The 15,827-nt window shown below is 69.8% G+C and carries 13 protein-coding genes; 5 read left to right on the top strand and 8 right to left on the bottom strand.

Going from position 1 to position 15,827, the window contains the following annotated elements; genetic code table 11:
* The 3 genes from nth to AOK03_RS34225 form a co-directional block, all read left to right on the top strand.
* Positions 1 to 770 (top strand): endonuclease III (gene nth / locus AOK03_RS34235; RefSeq protein ID WP_055569278.1); only part of this gene is annotated, 770 nt, incomplete at its 5' end.
* A gap of 70 nt (positions 771 to 840) precedes the next feature.
* Positions 841 to 1,668 carry an NUDIX hydrolase gene (locus AOK03_RS34230; RefSeq protein WP_244177861.1) on the top strand — a complete coding sequence of 276 codons (828 nt, stop codon included), beginning with the start codon at positions 841 to 843 and terminating at the stop codon, positions 1,666 to 1,668.
* 49 nt (positions 1,669 to 1,717) lie between these two features.
* A complete protein-coding gene (locus tag AOK03_RS34225) occupies positions 1,718 to 2,923 on the top strand; it encodes a MarP family serine protease (RefSeq protein ID WP_055569277.1) in 1,206 nt (401 codons plus the stop codon).
* Between the two features lie 46 nt (positions 2,924 to 2,969).
* Here the strand turns inward: AOK03_RS34225 and AOK03_RS44465 are convergent, their stop codons facing one another.
* The 6 genes from AOK03_RS44465 to AOK03_RS34200 all read right to left on the bottom strand — a co-directional run bounded on the left by AOK03_RS44465 (position 2,970) and on the right by AOK03_RS34200 (position 10,906).
* On the bottom strand, positions 2,970 to 3,158 hold the full coding sequence (locus AOK03_RS44465) for a hypothetical protein (RefSeq protein WP_079075134.1): 189 nt from the start codon (positions 3,156 to 3,158) through the stop codon (positions 2,970 to 2,972).
* Positions 3,159 to 3,307: 149 nt separating this feature from the next.
* A complete protein-coding gene (locus AOK03_RS34220) occupies positions 3,308 to 4,249 on the bottom strand; it encodes an alpha/beta fold hydrolase (protein ID WP_055569276.1) in 942 nt (313 codons plus the stop codon).
* Positions 4,246 to 4,743 carry a phage holin family protein gene (locus tag AOK03_RS34215; RefSeq protein ID WP_055569275.1) on the bottom strand — a complete coding sequence of 166 codons (498 nt, stop codon included), beginning with the start codon at positions 4,741 to 4,743 and terminating at the stop codon, positions 4,246 to 4,248. Before AOK03_RS34215 ends, AOK03_RS34220 begins: the two co-directional genes overlap by 4 nt.
* 52 nt (positions 4,744 to 4,795) lie before the next feature.
* On the bottom strand, positions 4,796 to 6,211 hold the full coding sequence (gene nhaA / locus AOK03_RS34210) for a Na+/H+ antiporter NhaA (protein ID WP_055569274.1): 1,416 nt from the start codon (positions 6,209 to 6,211) through the stop codon (positions 4,796 to 4,798).
* A gap of 238 nt (positions 6,212 to 6,449) precedes the next feature.
* Positions 6,450 to 8,408, bottom strand: coding sequence for an acetate--CoA ligase (gene acs, locus AOK03_RS34205; RefSeq protein WP_055569273.1), 1,959 nt, complete (start codon positions 8,406 to 8,408; stop codon positions 6,450 to 6,452).
* A 107-nt stretch (positions 8,409 to 8,515) separates the two neighbouring features.
* Positions 8,516 to 10,906, bottom strand: coding sequence for a bifunctional SulP family inorganic anion transporter/carbonic anhydrase (locus AOK03_RS34200; RefSeq protein WP_055569272.1), 2,391 nt, complete (start codon positions 10,904 to 10,906; stop codon positions 8,516 to 8,518).
* 296 nt (positions 10,907 to 11,202) lie between these two features.
* Between AOK03_RS34200 and AOK03_RS34195 the strand changes: the two genes are divergently transcribed.
* Positions 11,203 to 12,474: a polysaccharide deacetylase family protein gene (locus tag AOK03_RS34195; protein WP_055569271.1), complete on the top strand. Its 1,272-nt coding sequence runs from the start codon at positions 11,203 to 11,205 to the stop codon at positions 12,472 to 12,474.
* A 15-nt stretch (positions 12,475 to 12,489) separates the two neighbouring features.
* Here the strand turns inward: AOK03_RS34195 and AOK03_RS34190 are convergent, their stop codons facing one another.
* A complete protein-coding gene (locus AOK03_RS34190) occupies positions 12,490 to 13,470 on the bottom strand; it encodes an ATP-binding protein (protein ID WP_055569270.1) in 981 nt (326 codons plus the stop codon).
* Between the two features lie 101 nt (positions 13,471 to 13,571).
* On the opposite strand from AOK03_RS34190, the gene AOK03_RS34185 reads away from it, so the two are divergent.
* Complete coding sequence (locus AOK03_RS34185; RefSeq protein WP_055569269.1) at positions 13,572 to 14,387, top strand: Fic family protein; 816 nt, start codon at positions 13,572 to 13,574, stop codon at positions 14,385 to 14,387.
* Between the two features lie 458 nt (positions 14,388 to 14,845).
* Here AOK03_RS34185 and AOK03_RS34180 read toward each other — a convergent pair whose 3' ends face one another.
* Complete coding sequence (locus AOK03_RS34180; protein WP_055569268.1) at positions 14,846 to 15,670, bottom strand: HAD family hydrolase; 825 nt, start codon at positions 15,668 to 15,670, stop codon at positions 14,846 to 14,848.
* Positions 15,671 to 15,827: the final 157 nt, after the last annotated feature.

Here is a 15,827-nt window from a genome sequence, read left to right as displayed (position 1 = left end):
CCCCCCAGGAGTCCCGCACCGCCCTCGTCCGCCGCGCCCGGCGGATCAACCGCGAGCTCGCCGAGGTGTATTCGTACGCACACCCGGAGCTGGACTTCGAGAACCCCTTCGAGCTCCTGGTCGCCACGGTCCTCTCCGCCCAGACCACCGACCTGCGCGTGAACCAGACGACCCCGCGCCTCTTCGCCAAGTACCCCACTCCGGAGGACCTCGCCGCGGCCGTCCCCGAGGAGGTCGAGGAGCTGATCAGACCGACCGGCTTCTTCCGCGCCAAGACCAAGTCGATCATGGGCCTGGCGAAGGCGCTGCGGGACGACTTCGGCGGCGAGGTCCCGGGCCGCATAGAGGATCTCGTGAAGCTGCCCGGAGTGGGCCGCAAGACCGCCTTCGTGGTGCTGGGCAACGCCTTCGGCGTCCCGGGCATCACTGTGGACACCCACTTCGGCCGCCTGGTCCGCCGCTGGAAGTGGACCGAGGAGACCGACCCGGAGAAGGTCGAGACGGCCGTCGCCGAGCTCTTCCCGAAGAGCGAGTGGACGATGCTCTCGCACCGCGTGATCTTCCACGGCCGCCGCATCTGCCACTCCCGCAAGCCCGCCTGCGGCGCCTGCCCGATCGCCCCGCTCTGCCCGTCGTACGGGGAGGGCGAGACGGACCCGGAGAAGGCGAAGAAGCTGCTGAAGTACGAGATGGGCGGCCTCCCGGGCCAGCGCCTCAAGCCGCCGCCGGACTATCCCGGCAAGCCGGCGCCCCCGCTCGCCGCGGGCTGAGGTGACGCCGGAGCAGGGTGGAACGAACCGCAGGGGAGAGAGCGTTGTCCAGACACGGACGGGGGTGCCGATGACGCACGCGAGCGAGACGACGAACGCCATGGACGGCGACACGAACCATTCGACCCGCGCGGGCCGCACGCCGCACGCGGATCACGCGGGCCGCGCGCCGCACGAGGCCAGGACCCACGACGAGCACGGCAGACGCACCGCCCAGGCCGCCCAGGACGGCACCCCCTTGCTCAGTACGGCAGGCCTGCCCTCCTGGCTCGACCCGGTCGTCCACGCCGCCGAGACCGTCCAGCCGCTCCAGCTGAGCCGCTTCCTGCCTCCGGAGAGCGGTGCCGGGCGCCAGTCCGCCGTGCTCATCCTCTTCGGAGAGGGCGATCAGGGCCCCGAGCTGCTCCTGATGGAGCGCGCCGGGTCCCTCCGCTCGCACGCCGGCCAGCCCTCCTTCCCCGGCGGCGCCCTCGACCCCGAGGACGGCGACCCCCAGGGCGAGGGGCCGCTGCGGGCCGCCCTGCGCGAGGCCGAGGAGGAGACGGGACTCGACCCCCGGGGCGTCCAGCTCTTCGCCGAGCTGCCCCGCCTCTTCATCCCCGTGAGCGACTTCGTCGTGACACCCGTGCTCGGCTGGTGGCGCACGCCGACCCCGGTGGGCGTCGTCGATCCGAACGAGACGGCCCGGGTCTTCACGGTTCCCGTGGCCGATCTCACGGACCCGGCGAATCGCGCGATGGCGGTGCACCCCAGCGGTCACCACGGCCCCGCGTTCCTCGTCGAGTCCGCTCTGGTCTGGGGTTTCACGGCCGGAGTGATCGATAGAATCCTGCACTTCGCGGGCTGGGAGCGCCCTTGGGACCGCAGCAGGCAGGTCCCGCTCGACTGGCGCGCATGACAAGGTTGCGTGGAACGGGCGACCGCGATGCGAGGCGAGGATTGAATCGGTGAACGTGCTGGACGTCCTGCTGTTGCTCGCCGCCGTGTGGTTCGCGGTCGTGGGCTATCGCCAGGGCTTCGTGGTCGGCATCCTCTCGGTGATCGGATTTCTCGGCGGCGGCATCATCGCCGTCTATCTGTTGCCGATCGTCTGGGACGCGCTCACGGACGACGACGCGGCCGCGGTGAGTACGACCGCGTCGGTGGTGGCCGTCGTCATCGTGATCGTCTGTGCCTCGATCGGCCAGGCCTTCACCACCCACCTCGGCAACAAGCTGCGCAGACACATCACCTGGCAGCCCGCCCGTGCCCTGGACGCCACGGGCGGCGCCCTGGTGAACGTGGTGGCGATGCTGCTCGTCGCCTGGCTGCTCGGCTCTCTCGTCGCGGGCGCGACGCTGCCGACGATCGGCAAGGAGCTGCGCAGCTCCAAGGTGCTGCTCGGTGTCGACCGTGCCCTGCCCGGGCAGGCCGACACCTGGTTCTCGGACTTCCGCTCGGTCCTCGCGCGCAACGGCTTCCCGCAGGTCTTCAGCCCGTTCTCGAACGAGCCGATCAAGGACGTCCAGCCGCCGGACCCCAAGCTCGCCAAGAGCGAGGTCGCCACGAAGGCCAAGCGCTCCATCGTGAAGGTCCGCGGTGAGGCCCACAGCTGCGGCAAGGTCCTCGAAGGCACCGGATTCGTCTTCGCGGACCGCCGCGTGATGACGAACGCGCACGTGGTCGGTGGCGTGGACGAGCCGACGGTCCAGATAGGCGATCAGAACCAGATGTACGACGCGAAGGTCGTGCTCTACGACTGGGAGCGGGACATCGCCGTACTGGACGTGCCCACGCTGAAGGCGCCGCCCCTGCAGTTCACGTCCAAGGACGCGCCCAGCGGCGCGGGAGCCATCGTCGCGGGCTTCCCCGAGGACGGGCCCTACGACGTCCGTCCCGCGCGCGTGCGCGGCCGCATCACGGCCAAGGGCCCGGACATCTACCACCGCGGCACCGTGCGCCGCGATGTGTACTCGCTCTATGCGACCGTCCGCCAGGGCAACTCCGGCGGCCCGCTGCTCACGCCCGACGGCAAGGTCTACGGCGTGGTCTTCGCGAAGTCCCTCGACGACCCGGACACCGGTTATGCGCTGACGGTGGACGAGGTGCGCGCGGACATCGAGCGGGGCCGCACCGCCAACCAGGAGGTCGACAGCCAGGGCTGCGCGCTCTAGAGCGGCGGTCGGGGGGCCCGGAGAACGGGATCAGTCGCGGAACAGGTCAGTCGCGCGTGTGCCGGAGCCGCGCGGAGACCCAGCGGGCCCTCCGGCGGAGAATGCGGGGAATGCCCATTTCTTGAGGGGGGCCGTGGTGGCCCGGATCCTGTGGCCCGCCCCTCTCACGGCTGTTCAGCGCTGTGGCCGAGCGGCGATTGCGTGCTACGTCACTGTAGTCGTGCGTCCAGCCCATACCCCGACGTCTGCCCGTGCCTCATGGTCGGTAACCGCGCACAGGGGCCCCAATTGGCCTATGCGCGAGGCAATTGGCGTTCGTAGGACAGGCGTTCGCATGCGGCTCGGGAAAACCTCGGAAATCTCCACGCCCCACGCCGCGAACCCTCACCGGTCCGGCTCGGGATCCTTCAGCCAGTTCACCAGTTCCGTGGAGAACGCCACCGGATCCTCCTCGTGCGGGAAGTGTCCGAGGCCGTCGAACAGCCGCCAACGGTAGGGCGCTTCGACGTATTCGCCCGATCCCGCCGCGCTCCTCGTGCGCATCACGGGGTCCAGTGAGCCGTGCAGATGCAGCGTCGGCACCCGCACCGGGCGCTTCATGCGGCGGTTGAACTGGATGCCGTCGGGCCGTGCCATCGACCGCACCATCCAGCGGTACGGCTCGATCGAGCAGTGCGCCGTAGACGGGATGCACATGGCACGCCGGTACGTCTCGACCGCCTCGTCGTCCGGCAGGCTCGGACCGGACCAGTCCCGCACCAGACGGCCCACCAGGGCTCCGTCGTCGGCGACGAGTTGACGCTCCGGCACCCAGGGGCGCTGGAAGCCCCACACGTACGAGGCCGAGGCGCTCTGCTTGCGGTCCGACAGCATCGCCGAGCGCCAGCGCCGCGGGTGCGGCATCGAGGAGACGGCGAGGCGGCGCACCAGCTTGGGCCGCATCACGGCCGCCGTCCACGCGAGGTATCCGCCCAGGTCGTGCCCGACGAGCGCGGCATCCGGCTCGCCGAGGGAGCGCACCACGCCCGTGATGTCGAGGGCGAGGTTCGCCGGGTCGTAGCCGCGGGGCGTGCGGTCGCTGCCGCCCACGCCCCGCAGGTCCATCGCGACGGCCCGGAAACCGGCGTCCGCGAGCGCCACCATCTGGTGCCGCCACGTCCACCAGAACTGCGGGAAGCCGTGCAGGAGCAGGACCAGCGGCCCGTCCCCCATCTCGGCGATGTGGAAGCGCGCGCCGTTGGCGGCCACATCCCGGTGGGTCCAGGGTCCCTCGATGCGTACGACCGAGGCGGTGGGTTGGGCCGATGGGGCGGCGGGGTCCGTCATGAGGACGAGCGTGCCACAGTGGCCCCCGTCTCACCGATTCGGACGTCGACTGCACCCGCAGGGCTCACCGTGCGGGGATGCGGTTTGACGTTCCCCAGTACGGCGGCCGTCTCCTTGGCCGAAGCGGCGACCTTCTGCGGGCCCTTGCCCTTCTTGGCCTTCTTGGCGAAGACGACGCCGATCAGCGCGAGCAGCCCGGCCACCAGCACATTGGCGGCGAAGGACAGCAGGAAGCAGACGGCGAGGTTCCAGTCGCTCCAGGTCCGGATGCCGTACGCGAGCGCGAAGCTCAGCATGGGCAGCGAGAAGATGAGGACCGCTCCGGCCGCGGCGAACGCGCCACCGCCGATCGCGCCGCGCTTGACGTCCTGTCGCAGCTGAGCCTTGGCCAGCGCGATCTCGTCGTGCACCAGCGCGGACATCTCACCGGTCGCCGTGGCGACCAGTTGGCCGAGGCTGCGCTCGGCGCCGACGGGGCCGTCGGGTGAGCTCATCGCGTTCTCCCCTTTTTCTCTTCTGATCTCTTCTGAGATATGTCTGCTCAGATCATGCCGGACCGCTGCCATCCTCGCGTTCCCCACCCGCTACTTCGGCAAGCCTTCGGTGCTCCGCGGCCTTCTTCTCGTAGATGACGGCCATGCGGCGGTGGTACTCCGGGTCGTCCATCTCGTAGATGTCGGGGACACCACTGAGGTCGTCGTCGCGCTCCTCGTCCTCGCACAGCTTGCGGTACTTGGCGTTGCGCATCTTCAGGAGGATCCCGGAGAGCAGGGCCGCTATCAGGGAGCCCGTCAGGACGGCCGCCTTGATCTCGTCGGTGAGCAGCGGATCCTCGGTGAAGGCGAGCTCGCCGATCAGCAGCGAGACGGTGAAGCCGATGCCCGCCAGTGAGGCGACGGCGAACACGTCGGGCCAGGCCAGGTCGTCGTTCAGCTCCGCCTTGGTGAAGCGTGCCGCGAGCCAGGTGCCGCCGAAGATGCCGACCGCCTTGCCCACCACCAGGCCGAGGACCACGCCGAGCGTCTCCGGCTTGGTGAACACGTCGCCGAGCGCGCCGCCCGAGACCACCACTCCCGCGCTGAACAGGGCGAACAGCGGCACGGCCAGGCCCGCGGAGAGGGGACGTACGAGGTGTTCGATGTGCTCGCCGGGGGAGTGCTCCTCGATCTCGGCGCCCTCGCCCTCCTTGTGGCAGCGCAGCATCAGACCCATGGCGACGCCCGCGATGGTGGCGTGGATGCCGCTGTTGTACATCAGGCCCCAGATGGCGAGCGCCAGCGGAACGTAGATGTACCAGCCCCGCACCCGCTTCCTGAGCAGCAGCCAGAACACGACGAGGCCGAGGACGGCGCCGCCGAGCGCGGCGAAGTTGAGGTCGCTGGTGAAGAAGACCGCGATGATCAGGATCGCGAAGAGGTCGTCGACGACGGCGAGGGTCAGCAGGAAGGCGCGCAGCGCGGACGGCAGCGAGGTGCCGATGACGGCGAGGACCGCGAGCGCGAAGGCGATGTCGGTGGCGGTCGGCACGGCCCAGCCGTCCATCGAGCCGCCGCCGACGGTGTTGGTGAGGAAGTAGACGAGCGCGGGCACGGCCATGCCGCAGAGCGCCGCGACGACGGGCAGCGCCGCCGCCTTGGGGTCGCGCAGATCGCCCGCGACCAGCTCGCGCTTGAGTTCGATGCCGGCCACGAAGAAGAAGACGGCGAGCAGGCCGTCGGCCGCCCAGTGCTGGATGGAGAGGCCGAGCCCGAGGGAGCCGGGGCCGAGGTGGAAGCTCCGTATGGAGTCGTAGGAGTCGCCGGCCGTGTTCGCCCAGATCAGTGCGGCGACCGCGGCGATGAGCAGCAGGACACCGCCGACGGTCTCGGCGCGCAGGGCGTCCGCGACGAAGTTGCGCTCGGGAAGGGAGAGACGTCCGAGCACCTTGCGGTTGTTGCTGCGGTCGGGGGCAGGGGCGGTCACGAGATTCGACCTCCGGTCGGGCGGGCAGGGCAGAGCACATGCCGACCAGACTTCCCGGCGCACCTAGGTACTTCTCGTCGCGTCCCGTCACGTTCTTGACGCGCTGTTGACGCGATTCTTAGCTTACCTAACGTACGCCCGGACGTATCCGGTGATCTTCACCTTAAGCACAGCGGAGCCGTCCGGCACGCTGCCGGACGGCTCCTTTGTGCGTACGTGAACCCGCTGCTTCCCTGGGTCAGTCCTCGCTCGGCGCGGCCGGGAGCTTGGTCTGGATGAGATCCATCACGGACGAGTCGGCGAGCGTGGTGACGTCACCCACCGCGCGGTTCTCCGCGACGTCCCGCAGCAGCCGGCGCATGATCTTGCCGGACCGGGTCTTCGGCAGCTCGGCCACCGGGAGGACCCGCTTCGGCTTGGCGATCGGGCCGAGCGTGGCACCGACGTGGTTGCGCAGCTCCGCGACGAGCCCCTCGTCCTCGGCGTTCGCCGTGCCCCGCAGGATCACGAAGGCGACGATGGCCTGTCCGGTCGTCTCGTCCGCCGCGCCCACGACCGCCGCCTCGGCGACCGCCGGGTGCGAGACGAGCGCCGACTCGACCTCCGTGGTGGAGATGTTGTGCCCGGAGACGAGCATCACGTCGTCCACCCGGCCGAGCAGCCAGATGTCGCCGTCGTCGTCCTTCTTGGCACCGTCACCGGCGAAGTACTTGCCCTCGAAGCGCGACCAGTACGTGTCGATGAACCGCTGGTCGTCGCCCCAGATGGTGCGCAGCATCGACGGCCACGGCTCGGTCAGGACGAGATAGCCACCGCCGCCGTCCGGCACCTCGTTCGCCTCGTCGTCGACGACGGTGGCGGAGATCCCCGGCAGGGCGCGCTGGGCGCTGCCCGGCTTGGTCTCGGTGACGCCCGGCAGCGGCGAGATCATCATCGCGCCGGTCTCGGTCTGCCACCAGGTGTCCACGATGGGGCACGTGTCGCCGCCGATGTTCTTCCGGTACCAGATCCACGCCTCGGGGTTGATCGGCTCACCGACCGACCCGAGCACCCGCAGGCTGCTGAGGTCGAACTTCGCGGGGATGTCGTCGCCCCACTTCATGAACGTACGGATGGCCGTGGGCGCCGTGTACAGGATGCTGACCTTGTACTTCTGGACGATCTCCCAGAAGCGGCCCTGGTGCGGGGTGTCGGGGGTGCCCTCGTACATCACCTGCGTCGCGCCGTTCGCCAGCGGGCCGTACGTGATGTACGAGTGGCCCGTGACCCAGCCGATGTCGGCCGTGCACCAGTAGACATCGGTCTCGGGCTTGAGGTCGAAGACGGCGTGGTGGGTGTACGCCGCCTGCGTGAGGTAGCCGCCGGAGGTGTGCAGGATGCCCTTCGGCTTACCCGTGGTGCCCGAGGTGTAGAGGATGAAGAGCGGGTGCTCCGCGTCGAAGGCCTCGGGGGTGTGCTCGGCGGACTGCTTCTGCGTGACCTCGTGCCACCACACGTCGCGGCCCTCGGTCCACGCCACGTCCTGCTTGGTGCGCTGGACGACCAGGACGTGCCGGACGCCGTCGACGCGGCTGACGGCCTCGTCCACGGCGGGCTTCAGCGCGGAGGGCTTGCCCCGGCGGTACCCGCCGTCGGAGGTGATGACGACCTTGGCGTCGGCGTCCTTGATGCGGGCGGCGATGGCGTCCGCGGAGAAGCCGCCGAAGACCACCGAGTGGGCGGCGCCGATGCGGGCACAGGCCAGCATCGCGACGACCGCCTCGGGGATCATCGGCAGATAGACGGCGACGCGGTCGCCCTTCTCGACGCCCAGCTCGGTCAGGGCGTTGGCCGCCCGGCTGACCTCGTCCTTCAGCTCGGCGTAGGTGATGGCCCGGCTGTCGCCGGGCTCACCCTCGAAGTGGATCGCGACCCGGTCGCCGTTGCCCGCCTCCACATGGCGGTCGACGCAGTTGTACGCGACGTTGAGCTTCCCGTCGGCGAACCACTTGGCGAACGGCGGGTTCGACCAGTCGAGCGTCTCGGTCGGCTCCGTGGCCCAGGTCAGCCGGCGGGCCTGCTCGGCCCAGAAGCCGAGCCGGTCAGCCTTGGCCTGTTCGTACGCTTCCGCCGTGACGTTGGCGGCGGCTGCCAGCTCCGCCGGCGGCGCGAAGCGACGCTCCTCCTTCAAGAGGTTGGCCAGGCTTTCGTTGCTCACGACATCTCCCTTGCGCTGCTTTGCCGGGGGCACCGTTGTGTCCGAAGCCACAGCTCATCAGACGCAACCCGTGGTGACAAGGGTCTGCCGAAAATTGGTTTAGACCTTTACCCGGAGGGGGTCCGCTCGGCCTCCGCCTGCGCTGTGGGCGCCACCTGATCGAAGACCTCGTCGGGAAGCGGCTCGGCACCGCTGCCCTCCGTCAGCAGATAGGACTGCGCCTCTCCGACGTGGAAGTACATACCGTGCAGCTCAAGATCACCTTCGGCAAGTCGGCGCGCCACCGACTCGTGCGCCCTCAAGTGCTCCAGTTGCTGCACCACATTGGTGAGGCAGAGCTGCTCGACCGCATCGGCAGGCGCGCGACCGGCGAGGCGTGCCCATGCCCTGTCCTGCGCGCCCATGCGCTCCAGGCTCGGCAGGCCGTGCCGCAGCCACCGCTTCAGCGGTGTCTGGGCGCCGCCCGGCGGAGTGCTGAGCAACGCCTGCATGGCACCGCATCCGGAGTGCCCGCACACGGTGATGGACCGCACCTTGAGCACATCCACCGCGTACTCGATGGCGGCGGCCACCGAGTCGTCACCGCTCTCGGCGCCCGGCAGCGGCACCAGGTTGCCCACGTTGCGGACGACGAAGAGATCGCCGGGGCCGCTCGATGTGATCATCGATGTGACGACCCGGGAGTCCGCACAGGTCAGGAAGAGCTGTGCGGGCTGCTGACCCTCGCGCGCGAGCCTGGCCAGCTCGCCGCGCACATGGGGCGCAGTGTTCCGCTGGAAGGCGCTGATCCCGCTGGCCAGTTGGTGCCCGCTGGGACGCCTCCCCTCCAGTCCGTCCTGCCCCTCCTCCTGAGGGCGGTCGCAGTGGTGGTTGCGCCACGGCGCCCACGGCCTGCAGCAGGAGTGGGACGCACCCACCAGCTCCCGGCTGCGCGGGCCGGAGGCCCCGGCGGGGACGGCGATACGGGTCCCGGCGCGACCGGTGACCTCGACGCTGCCGCCGTGCGCGGTGTGCGAGTCCTGCCAGCACTGCAGCGATTCGTACGCCGCATGGTCCATGAAGGATCCGTCCAACTCCACCATTGCGTCCGCCCCGTGGGGCACCTGGTGCAGCGCCTTGCTGAGCCGCGGCACCGCGAGGAACGTCAACTGCCCGCGCACCCGCACGTGATGGACGCCCGCGTCCTCGCAGTGGGTGATCCGGGTGCGGGCGAGCCGGTGCAGCGAGACGCCGACGGCCACGGCGACACCGAGCGCCACACCCTCCAGGACGCCGAGGAAGACCACACCGAGGCTCGTGACGGCATAGACGACGATCTCGCGGTGGCGGGTGATGGTGCGGATGTGGTTCAGGCTGACCATCTGGATGCCGACGACCATGACGAGGGCGGCCAGGGCGGCCAGGGGGATCAGCTCCAGGACGGGGACCAGGAGCAGTGCTGCCACTACTACCCAAACGCCGTGCAGCATCGTGGAGTTCCTGCTGACGGCGCCCGCGCGGACGTTGGCCATGCTGCGCACGGCGACGCCTGCGACAGGGAGCCCGCCGAGCGCTCCGGACACGATGTTCGCCGCGCCCTGGCCGAGCAGCTCGCGGTCGAGGTCGGAGCGGCGCACGCCCGGGTGCAGCTCGGCCTGGCCCGCGACGACCTTGTCCACGGCGACGGCGCCGAGCAGCGACTGCACGCTGCACACCAGCGTGATGGTGAGCACGGCGGCGACGAGCCCGAGCGCGGGCCCTTCCGGCAGCCCGACCAGTGCGTGGCTGCGCCAGGACGGCAGGTCGACCTTGTCGACCCGGAGTCCGGCGAGCGCGGAGAAGGCCGTCGCGGCGGCGACGGAGATGAGGGCCGCGGGCATGACGCGGGTGATGCGCCCCACCCGCCCGGGAATCCGTGGCCAGAGCAGCAGGATCGCCAGGGTCAGCACGCTGATCGTCAGGGCGGCCGGATGCAGGTCGGCCAGCTGGGAGGGGAGCGCCCGGAGGTTGTCGAGCACGGAGCTCTGCGGGGTGCTGCCGAGCACGATGTGCAGCTGGGCGACGGCGATGGTGACCCCGATGCCGGTCAGCATGCCGTGGACGACGGCGGGGCTGACGGCGAGCGCGGTGCGCGCCACGTGCAGGCATCCGAGGCCGAGTTGGGCGAGTCCGGCGAGGACGGTGATGGCGCAGGTGGTGCGCCATCCATACCGGTGGATGAGGTCGGCGGTGACGACGGTGAGGCCGGCGGCGGGGCCGCTGACCTGCAGCGGTGATCCGCCGAGCGCTCCGGCGAGGATGCCGCCGACGGCGGCCGCGACGAGGCCCGCCTGGAGCGGTGCTCCGGTGGCGAGGGCGATGCCCAGCGACAGCGGCAGGGCGATCAGGAAGACGGCGACCGACGCGGAGAGGTCGGCACCGGCGATGCGGAACCTCTTGCCGGGCGGTGGGGCGTGGGGGTTGTTGGCGCTGGGCGTATGAGCCGAGTCAGGGGTGCGAGTGGGGACGCAGGCAGACATGTTTCCCGTCTCCTCCGGGGCAGCGCGGTCGCGGGACAAGGGGTCCTCCGAAGGTCGACGGAGGGCAGATCGCGGCCGTGGGTCACGGCGTGCAGCGGCGGGATTTCTCAACTCTCGGTAAACGGATCGTAATCCAGGGTAAAGGTCTGGGAGGGATTTTTATGGCAAATGGGGCAATTAATCACCCCAGTGAGTGAATAAGAAATTTAATCGGCTCGTCGGAACATCAGATTCCGGCCACCGTGCGAGGTTCGGTCGAAACTGTCCCGACTTGCACGGAAGTAGGTGGGCGGAACATGGCCGCCACCCGGAGGATCACCGCGAGCCTGACCGCCCTCGTGGCGTGCGGAGCGGCACTGGCCGGCTGCGCCGACGGCAGCACCGGTGCGAAAGAGGGCGCCCAGGGCGCGAAGAAGGGGGCCGGTGCCCCCGCCCCCAAGAGCGCCGTCCGCATGATCGGCGACGGCTCCACGGCCTTCACCGGGAAACAGCCGAATCTGCCCAGACCCGCCCGTCTGAAGCCGGGCCAGAAGCCACCGCAGTTCGTGGTCTTCTCCTGGGACGGCGCGGGCGAGGACAGTCAGAAGCTGTTCTCGCACTTCCGCAAGGTCGCCAAGCGGAACGACGCGACGATGACCTACTTCCTCAGCGGCGTGTACATGCTCCCGGAGGGGAAGCGGAGCCTCTACAACCCGCCGCGGCACATGGCGGGCAGCTCGGACATCGGCTTCAACGACCGCAAGGGAATCAAGGACACCGTGGAGCAGCTCCGCGGCGCCTGGCTCGAGGGCAACGAAGTGGGCACCCACTTCAACGGTCACTTCTGCGGCGCCGGCCGCGGGGTGGGCGAGTGGTCCGTCGAGGACTGGAAGAGCGAGATCAACCAGGCCAAGTCCTTCGTGAAGGCCTGGAAGACGAACACGGGCATGAAGAAGGCGCACCCCCTGCCCTTCGATTACGACAAGGAACTGATCGGCGCCCGCACGCCCTGTCTCGAAGGCCAGAAGAACTTCATGCGCGCGGCCCGCGAGCTGGGCTTCCGTTACGACACCAGCGGCGTCAACAACCAGCTCTGGCCCAAGAAGAAGGAAGGCCTGTGGGACCTGTCGATGCAGCTCGTCCCGGTGCCCGGCCGCAAGTTCGAGACGCTCACCATGGACTACAACTTCATGGTCAACCAGTCCGGTTCGACCTCGCACGGTGACCCGTCCAAGCATGAGTACTGGGGCGACCAGATGCGTGACGGCCTGCTCCAGGGCTTCGACCGCGCCTACAAGGGCAACCGCGCGCCCTTGATCATCGGCAACCACTTCGAGTCCTGGAACGGCGGCACGTACATGCGCGCCGTCGAGGAGACCATCGAATCCGTCTGCACCAAGCGGGACGTGCGCTGCGTCTCCTTCCGCCAACTCGCGGACTGGCTCGACGCACAGGATCCGAAGGTGCTGGCGAAGCTGACCGGGCTTCCGGTCGGCAAGGCGCCGAAGGAAGGCTGGGCGGCGTTCCTCTCCGCCCAGCCCGCACCGGCCCCGAAGGGCGTCCCGGGCGCTCCGGCGGCCAAGCAGTAGCACCCTGCGGCCTGTTCAGGCCGTGGCGGTCATCCGCTCGCGCAGCACGAAGGAGGGGTCGACCTGGGCGGCCAGGTCGGCTCCCGTCCGCTCGTTGCCCCAACTCTGCGCGTTCTTCAGGTGGAAGTGGACCATCTGGCTGGTGTACCGCTCCCAGTCCCGGCGCTCGTACGAGCCGTCGACCGCTGCCTGCAGCGCCTGGAGGGAGCGGCGGTTCTCCTCCTCCAGGAGCTCGAAGCGGGGCGGGCGGCCCTTCTCCATGGCACGCACCCAGTCCGAGTGCCCGACGGTCACCAGGAGGTCGTCACCGACCTGCTCGCGCAGGAAGTCGATGTCGTCCTGGCCCTGCACCTTGTTCCCGACGACGGCGAGGCTGACGCCGAAGTCCCGGGCGTACTCCTTGTACTGGCGATAGACGGAGACCCCCTTCTTCGTCGGCTCGGCGACCAGGAACGTCATGTCGAAGCGCGTGAACATGCCGGAGGCGAAGGAGTCCGAGCCCGCGGTCATGTCCACGACCGCGTACTCATCACGGCCGTCGACCAGGTGGTTCAGGCAGAGCTCCACCGCTCCCGTCTTGGAGTGGTAGCAGGCGACACCGAGGTCGGCTTCGGTGAACGGCCCGGTGACCATCAAACGGACGGTGGCGTCGTCGAGTTCCACGGGCCGCGCGCATGCGTCGAACACGGGGTTCGCCTCGCGCACGCGCAGGAGACGTGATCCCTCACCGGGGGGTGTTGTCTTGATCATCGTGTCCGCGGAGGCGATCCGTGGATTGGAGCCCCGCAGATAGTCCTTGATCAGCGGCAGCCGCGCGCCGAGGGCGGGCAGCTCGGCGGCCTCTGCCTCGTCGAGGCCCAGGGCGGGGCCCAGGTGCTGGTTGATGTCGGCGTCGACCGCGATGACGGGGGCGCCGGTGCTTGCGAGGTGGCGGATGAAGAGCGAGGACAGCGTGGTCTTGCCGCTGCCGCCCTTCCCGACGAAAGCGATTTTCATAACCACGAAGCGTAGCGGCTCGCTCACCCTGTGTGCGGCATGTGCGTGAAGAAGACCACTCCTTCGTGGAGCGGGGCCCGGAAGTACGTAGGGTCGTACTCATGAGTACGACAGCCGATCCGCTCGCGGCCCTCGGGGCACTCCCCGGCGTGGCCGACTCCGTGGACTCCGTGCGCAAGGCCGTGGACCGGGTCTACGGACACCGGGTCATGCGACGCCGCAGCAACGAGATCACCTCCGAGGCGGCGCTGCGCGGTGCCCGGGGCTCCGCGGCGCTCTCCGGTGCCGAGTGGGCCCTCGAAGAGGTGCGTCGGCGCACCGACTTCAGCGGTGACGGCGAGGAGCGCACCGTCGGCGCGGCCCTGCGGCTGACCGCGGAGGCCGGCCAGCTCCTGTCCATCTGGCGGCAGTCGCCGCTGCGGGTCCTCGCGCGCCTGCACCTGGTCGCCGCGGCCGACTCCGCGGAGGGCGCGGGCCGGCCGCGCCTTGCGGGCGAGCCCGTCGACGAGCCGTTGGTCGAGCTTCCGCTGCCGGACGCGGACGAGGTGGCGGGCCGCCTGGAGGGGCTGGCCCAGCTGATCATCGCGGGCAGCTCGGCGCCGGCGCTGGTGACGGCGGCCGTCGTCCACGGCGAACTGATCAGCCTGCGCCCCTTCGGCTCGCACAACGGCCTGGTCGCGCGCGCGGCCGAGCGCATCGTCCTGGTGGGCAGCGGCCTCGACCCGAAGTCGGTCTGCCCGGCCGAGGCGGGATACGCGGAGCTGGGGCGGGCGGCCTATGTCGCGGCCCTCGACGGCTATGCGTCCGGCAGGCCGGAGGGGATGGCCGCCTGGATCGCCCACTGTGGCAAGGCGGTCGAGCTCGGCGTCAGGGAGTCGACGGCGGTCTGTGAGGCGCTGCAGCGCGGCGCTGCGTGAGGGGCTGGCCGAAAGGGGCCCGAACAGGGTTGCGGCGGTACGGAATCCGTACCGCCGCTGGCATGTTCACCGGGTTACCAAGCGTCCTCGAAGTGTTGCCCATCAGGTCGGGACATTGCCCGTCACCTGGTGCGGCTGGCCCGTAATCGACGGGTCGACGTCGCGTGGGTGCTCGATGTCCATGCTTCGGTCCGTGGGGCCTTTGCTGCGTTTGAAGGTGATCCTCTCGGATGTCCTTGGTCTCGCGGGCCGTTGACTCCTTTGTACTCCTGTCCTGGGATAAGCGGAAGTGCTGGCCGCACTTCTTTACTTTTAGGTTCAAACAGGCGTGAATCGGACGAGCTCGTCGAGTGGGCGTGGGCGGACTTGCGGGGCCGCGCTGTGCTTGCCGGGCCACGGGGGTGCGCGGGCTGCGGAGACGTCCGGGCGGCCGGGCCGCGCGGCGGCAGGGCTCTCGGTCAGCCGGTGGCCGCACGGCGCCGGCTGGCGAACCAGACCAGGCCCGCCGTGGCCGCGGCGGCACCCACCGCGGCGGCGGCGACGAGGGCGGGCCTGGGCGGCGCGGGCAGGCGCTGCTTCAGGCGCACCGGACGGTGGAAGTCGAGGATCGGCCACGCGCGCGTGAGGGCCTCGCGGCGCAGCGCGCGGTCCGGGTTGACCGCGAAGGGGTGCCCCACCGACTCCAGCATCGGCAGATCGGTCGCCGAGTCGCTGTAGGCGTAGCAGCGGTCGAGGTCGTACCCCTCCGACTGCGCGAGCCCCTTGACCGCCTCAGCCTTGGTGGGGCCGTACGCGTAGTACTCCACCTCGCCCGTGAAGCAGCCGTCGTCCCCGACCACCATGCGGGTCGCCACCACCCGGTCCGCGCCGAGGAGCTCCCCGATCGGCTCGACGACCTCGGCGCCCGACGTGGAGACGATGACGACGTCGCGGCCCGCGGTGTGGTGTTCCTCGATGAGGGAGGCCGCCTCGTCGTAGATGATGGGGTCGATCAGGTCGTGCAGGGTCTCCGCCACGATCTCTTTGACCTGCTCCACGTTCCATCCGCGGCACAGTGCGGACAGGTATGAGCGCATCCGTTCCATCTGGTCGTGGTCGGCGCCGCCCGCGAGGAACACGAACTGCGCGTACGCGGTCCGCAGTACCGCTCTGCGGTTGATCAGGCCACCTTGGTAGAACGACTTGCTGAAGGTGAGAGTGCTCGACTTCGCAATGACCGTCTTGTCCAGGTCAAAGAACGCGGCAGTGCGGGGCAAGGAGTGGTTTTCCACGAGGCCGAGCATAGGCGCCCACCATTCGGCGTAAGCTGAGGCGCGTGGGTTTGCCTGAGAAGGCTCTCGGGTACACCATGGAAGTCACGGATCGTTCGCGACCGTGCTAACCCGGTCTGGCTCCTCCCCCCCCGAGTCGGACCGTGGGGACGACCCCCGCTCTCCCCCC

The sequence above is a fragment of the Streptomyces atriruber genome (assembly GCF_001418325.1).
Classification (GTDB): Bacteria; Actinomycetota; Actinomycetes; order Streptomycetales; family Streptomycetaceae; genus Streptomyces; species Streptomyces atriruber.
This window is presented reverse-complemented; position numbering and strand designations above follow the sequence as displayed.

What these genes read in the sequence shown, in the direction of transcription:
- AOK03_RS34230 (WP_244177861.1), top strand. Translation starts at nt 841, where the DNA reads ATGACGCACGCGAGCGAGACGACGAACGCCATGGACGGCGACACGAAC.
- AOK03_RS34190 (WP_055569270.1), bottom strand. Translation starts at nt 13,470, where the DNA reads ATGAAAATCGCTTTCGTCGGGAAGGGCGGCAGCGGCAAGACCACGCTG.
- AOK03_RS34215 (WP_055569275.1), bottom strand. Translation starts at nt 4,743, where the DNA reads ATGAGCTCACCCGACGGCCCCGTCGGCGCCGAGCGCAGCCTCGGCCAA.
- AOK03_RS34195 (WP_055569271.1), top strand. Translation starts at nt 11,203, where the DNA reads ATGGCCGCCACCCGGAGGATCACCGCGAGCCTGACCGCCCTCGTGGCG.
- AOK03_RS34180 (WP_055569268.1), bottom strand. Translation starts at nt 15,670, where the DNA reads ATGCTCGGCCTCGTGGAAAACCACTCCTTGCCCCGCACTGCCGCGTTC.
- AOK03_RS34185 (WP_055569269.1), top strand. Translation starts at nt 13,572, where the DNA reads ATGAGTACGACAGCCGATCCGCTCGCGGCCCTCGGGGCACTCCCCGGC.
- AOK03_RS34220 (WP_055569276.1), bottom strand. Translation starts at nt 4,249, where the DNA reads ATGACGGACCCCGCCGCCCCATCGGCCCAACCCACCGCCTCGGTCGTA.
- AOK03_RS34200 (WP_055569272.1), bottom strand. Translation starts at nt 10,906, where the DNA reads ATGTCTGCCTGCGTCCCCACTCGCACCCCTGACTCGGCTCATACGCCC.
- AOK03_RS44465 (WP_079075134.1), bottom strand. Translation starts at nt 3,158, where the DNA reads ATGGGCTGGACGCACGACTACAGTGACGTAGCACGCAATCGCCGCTCG.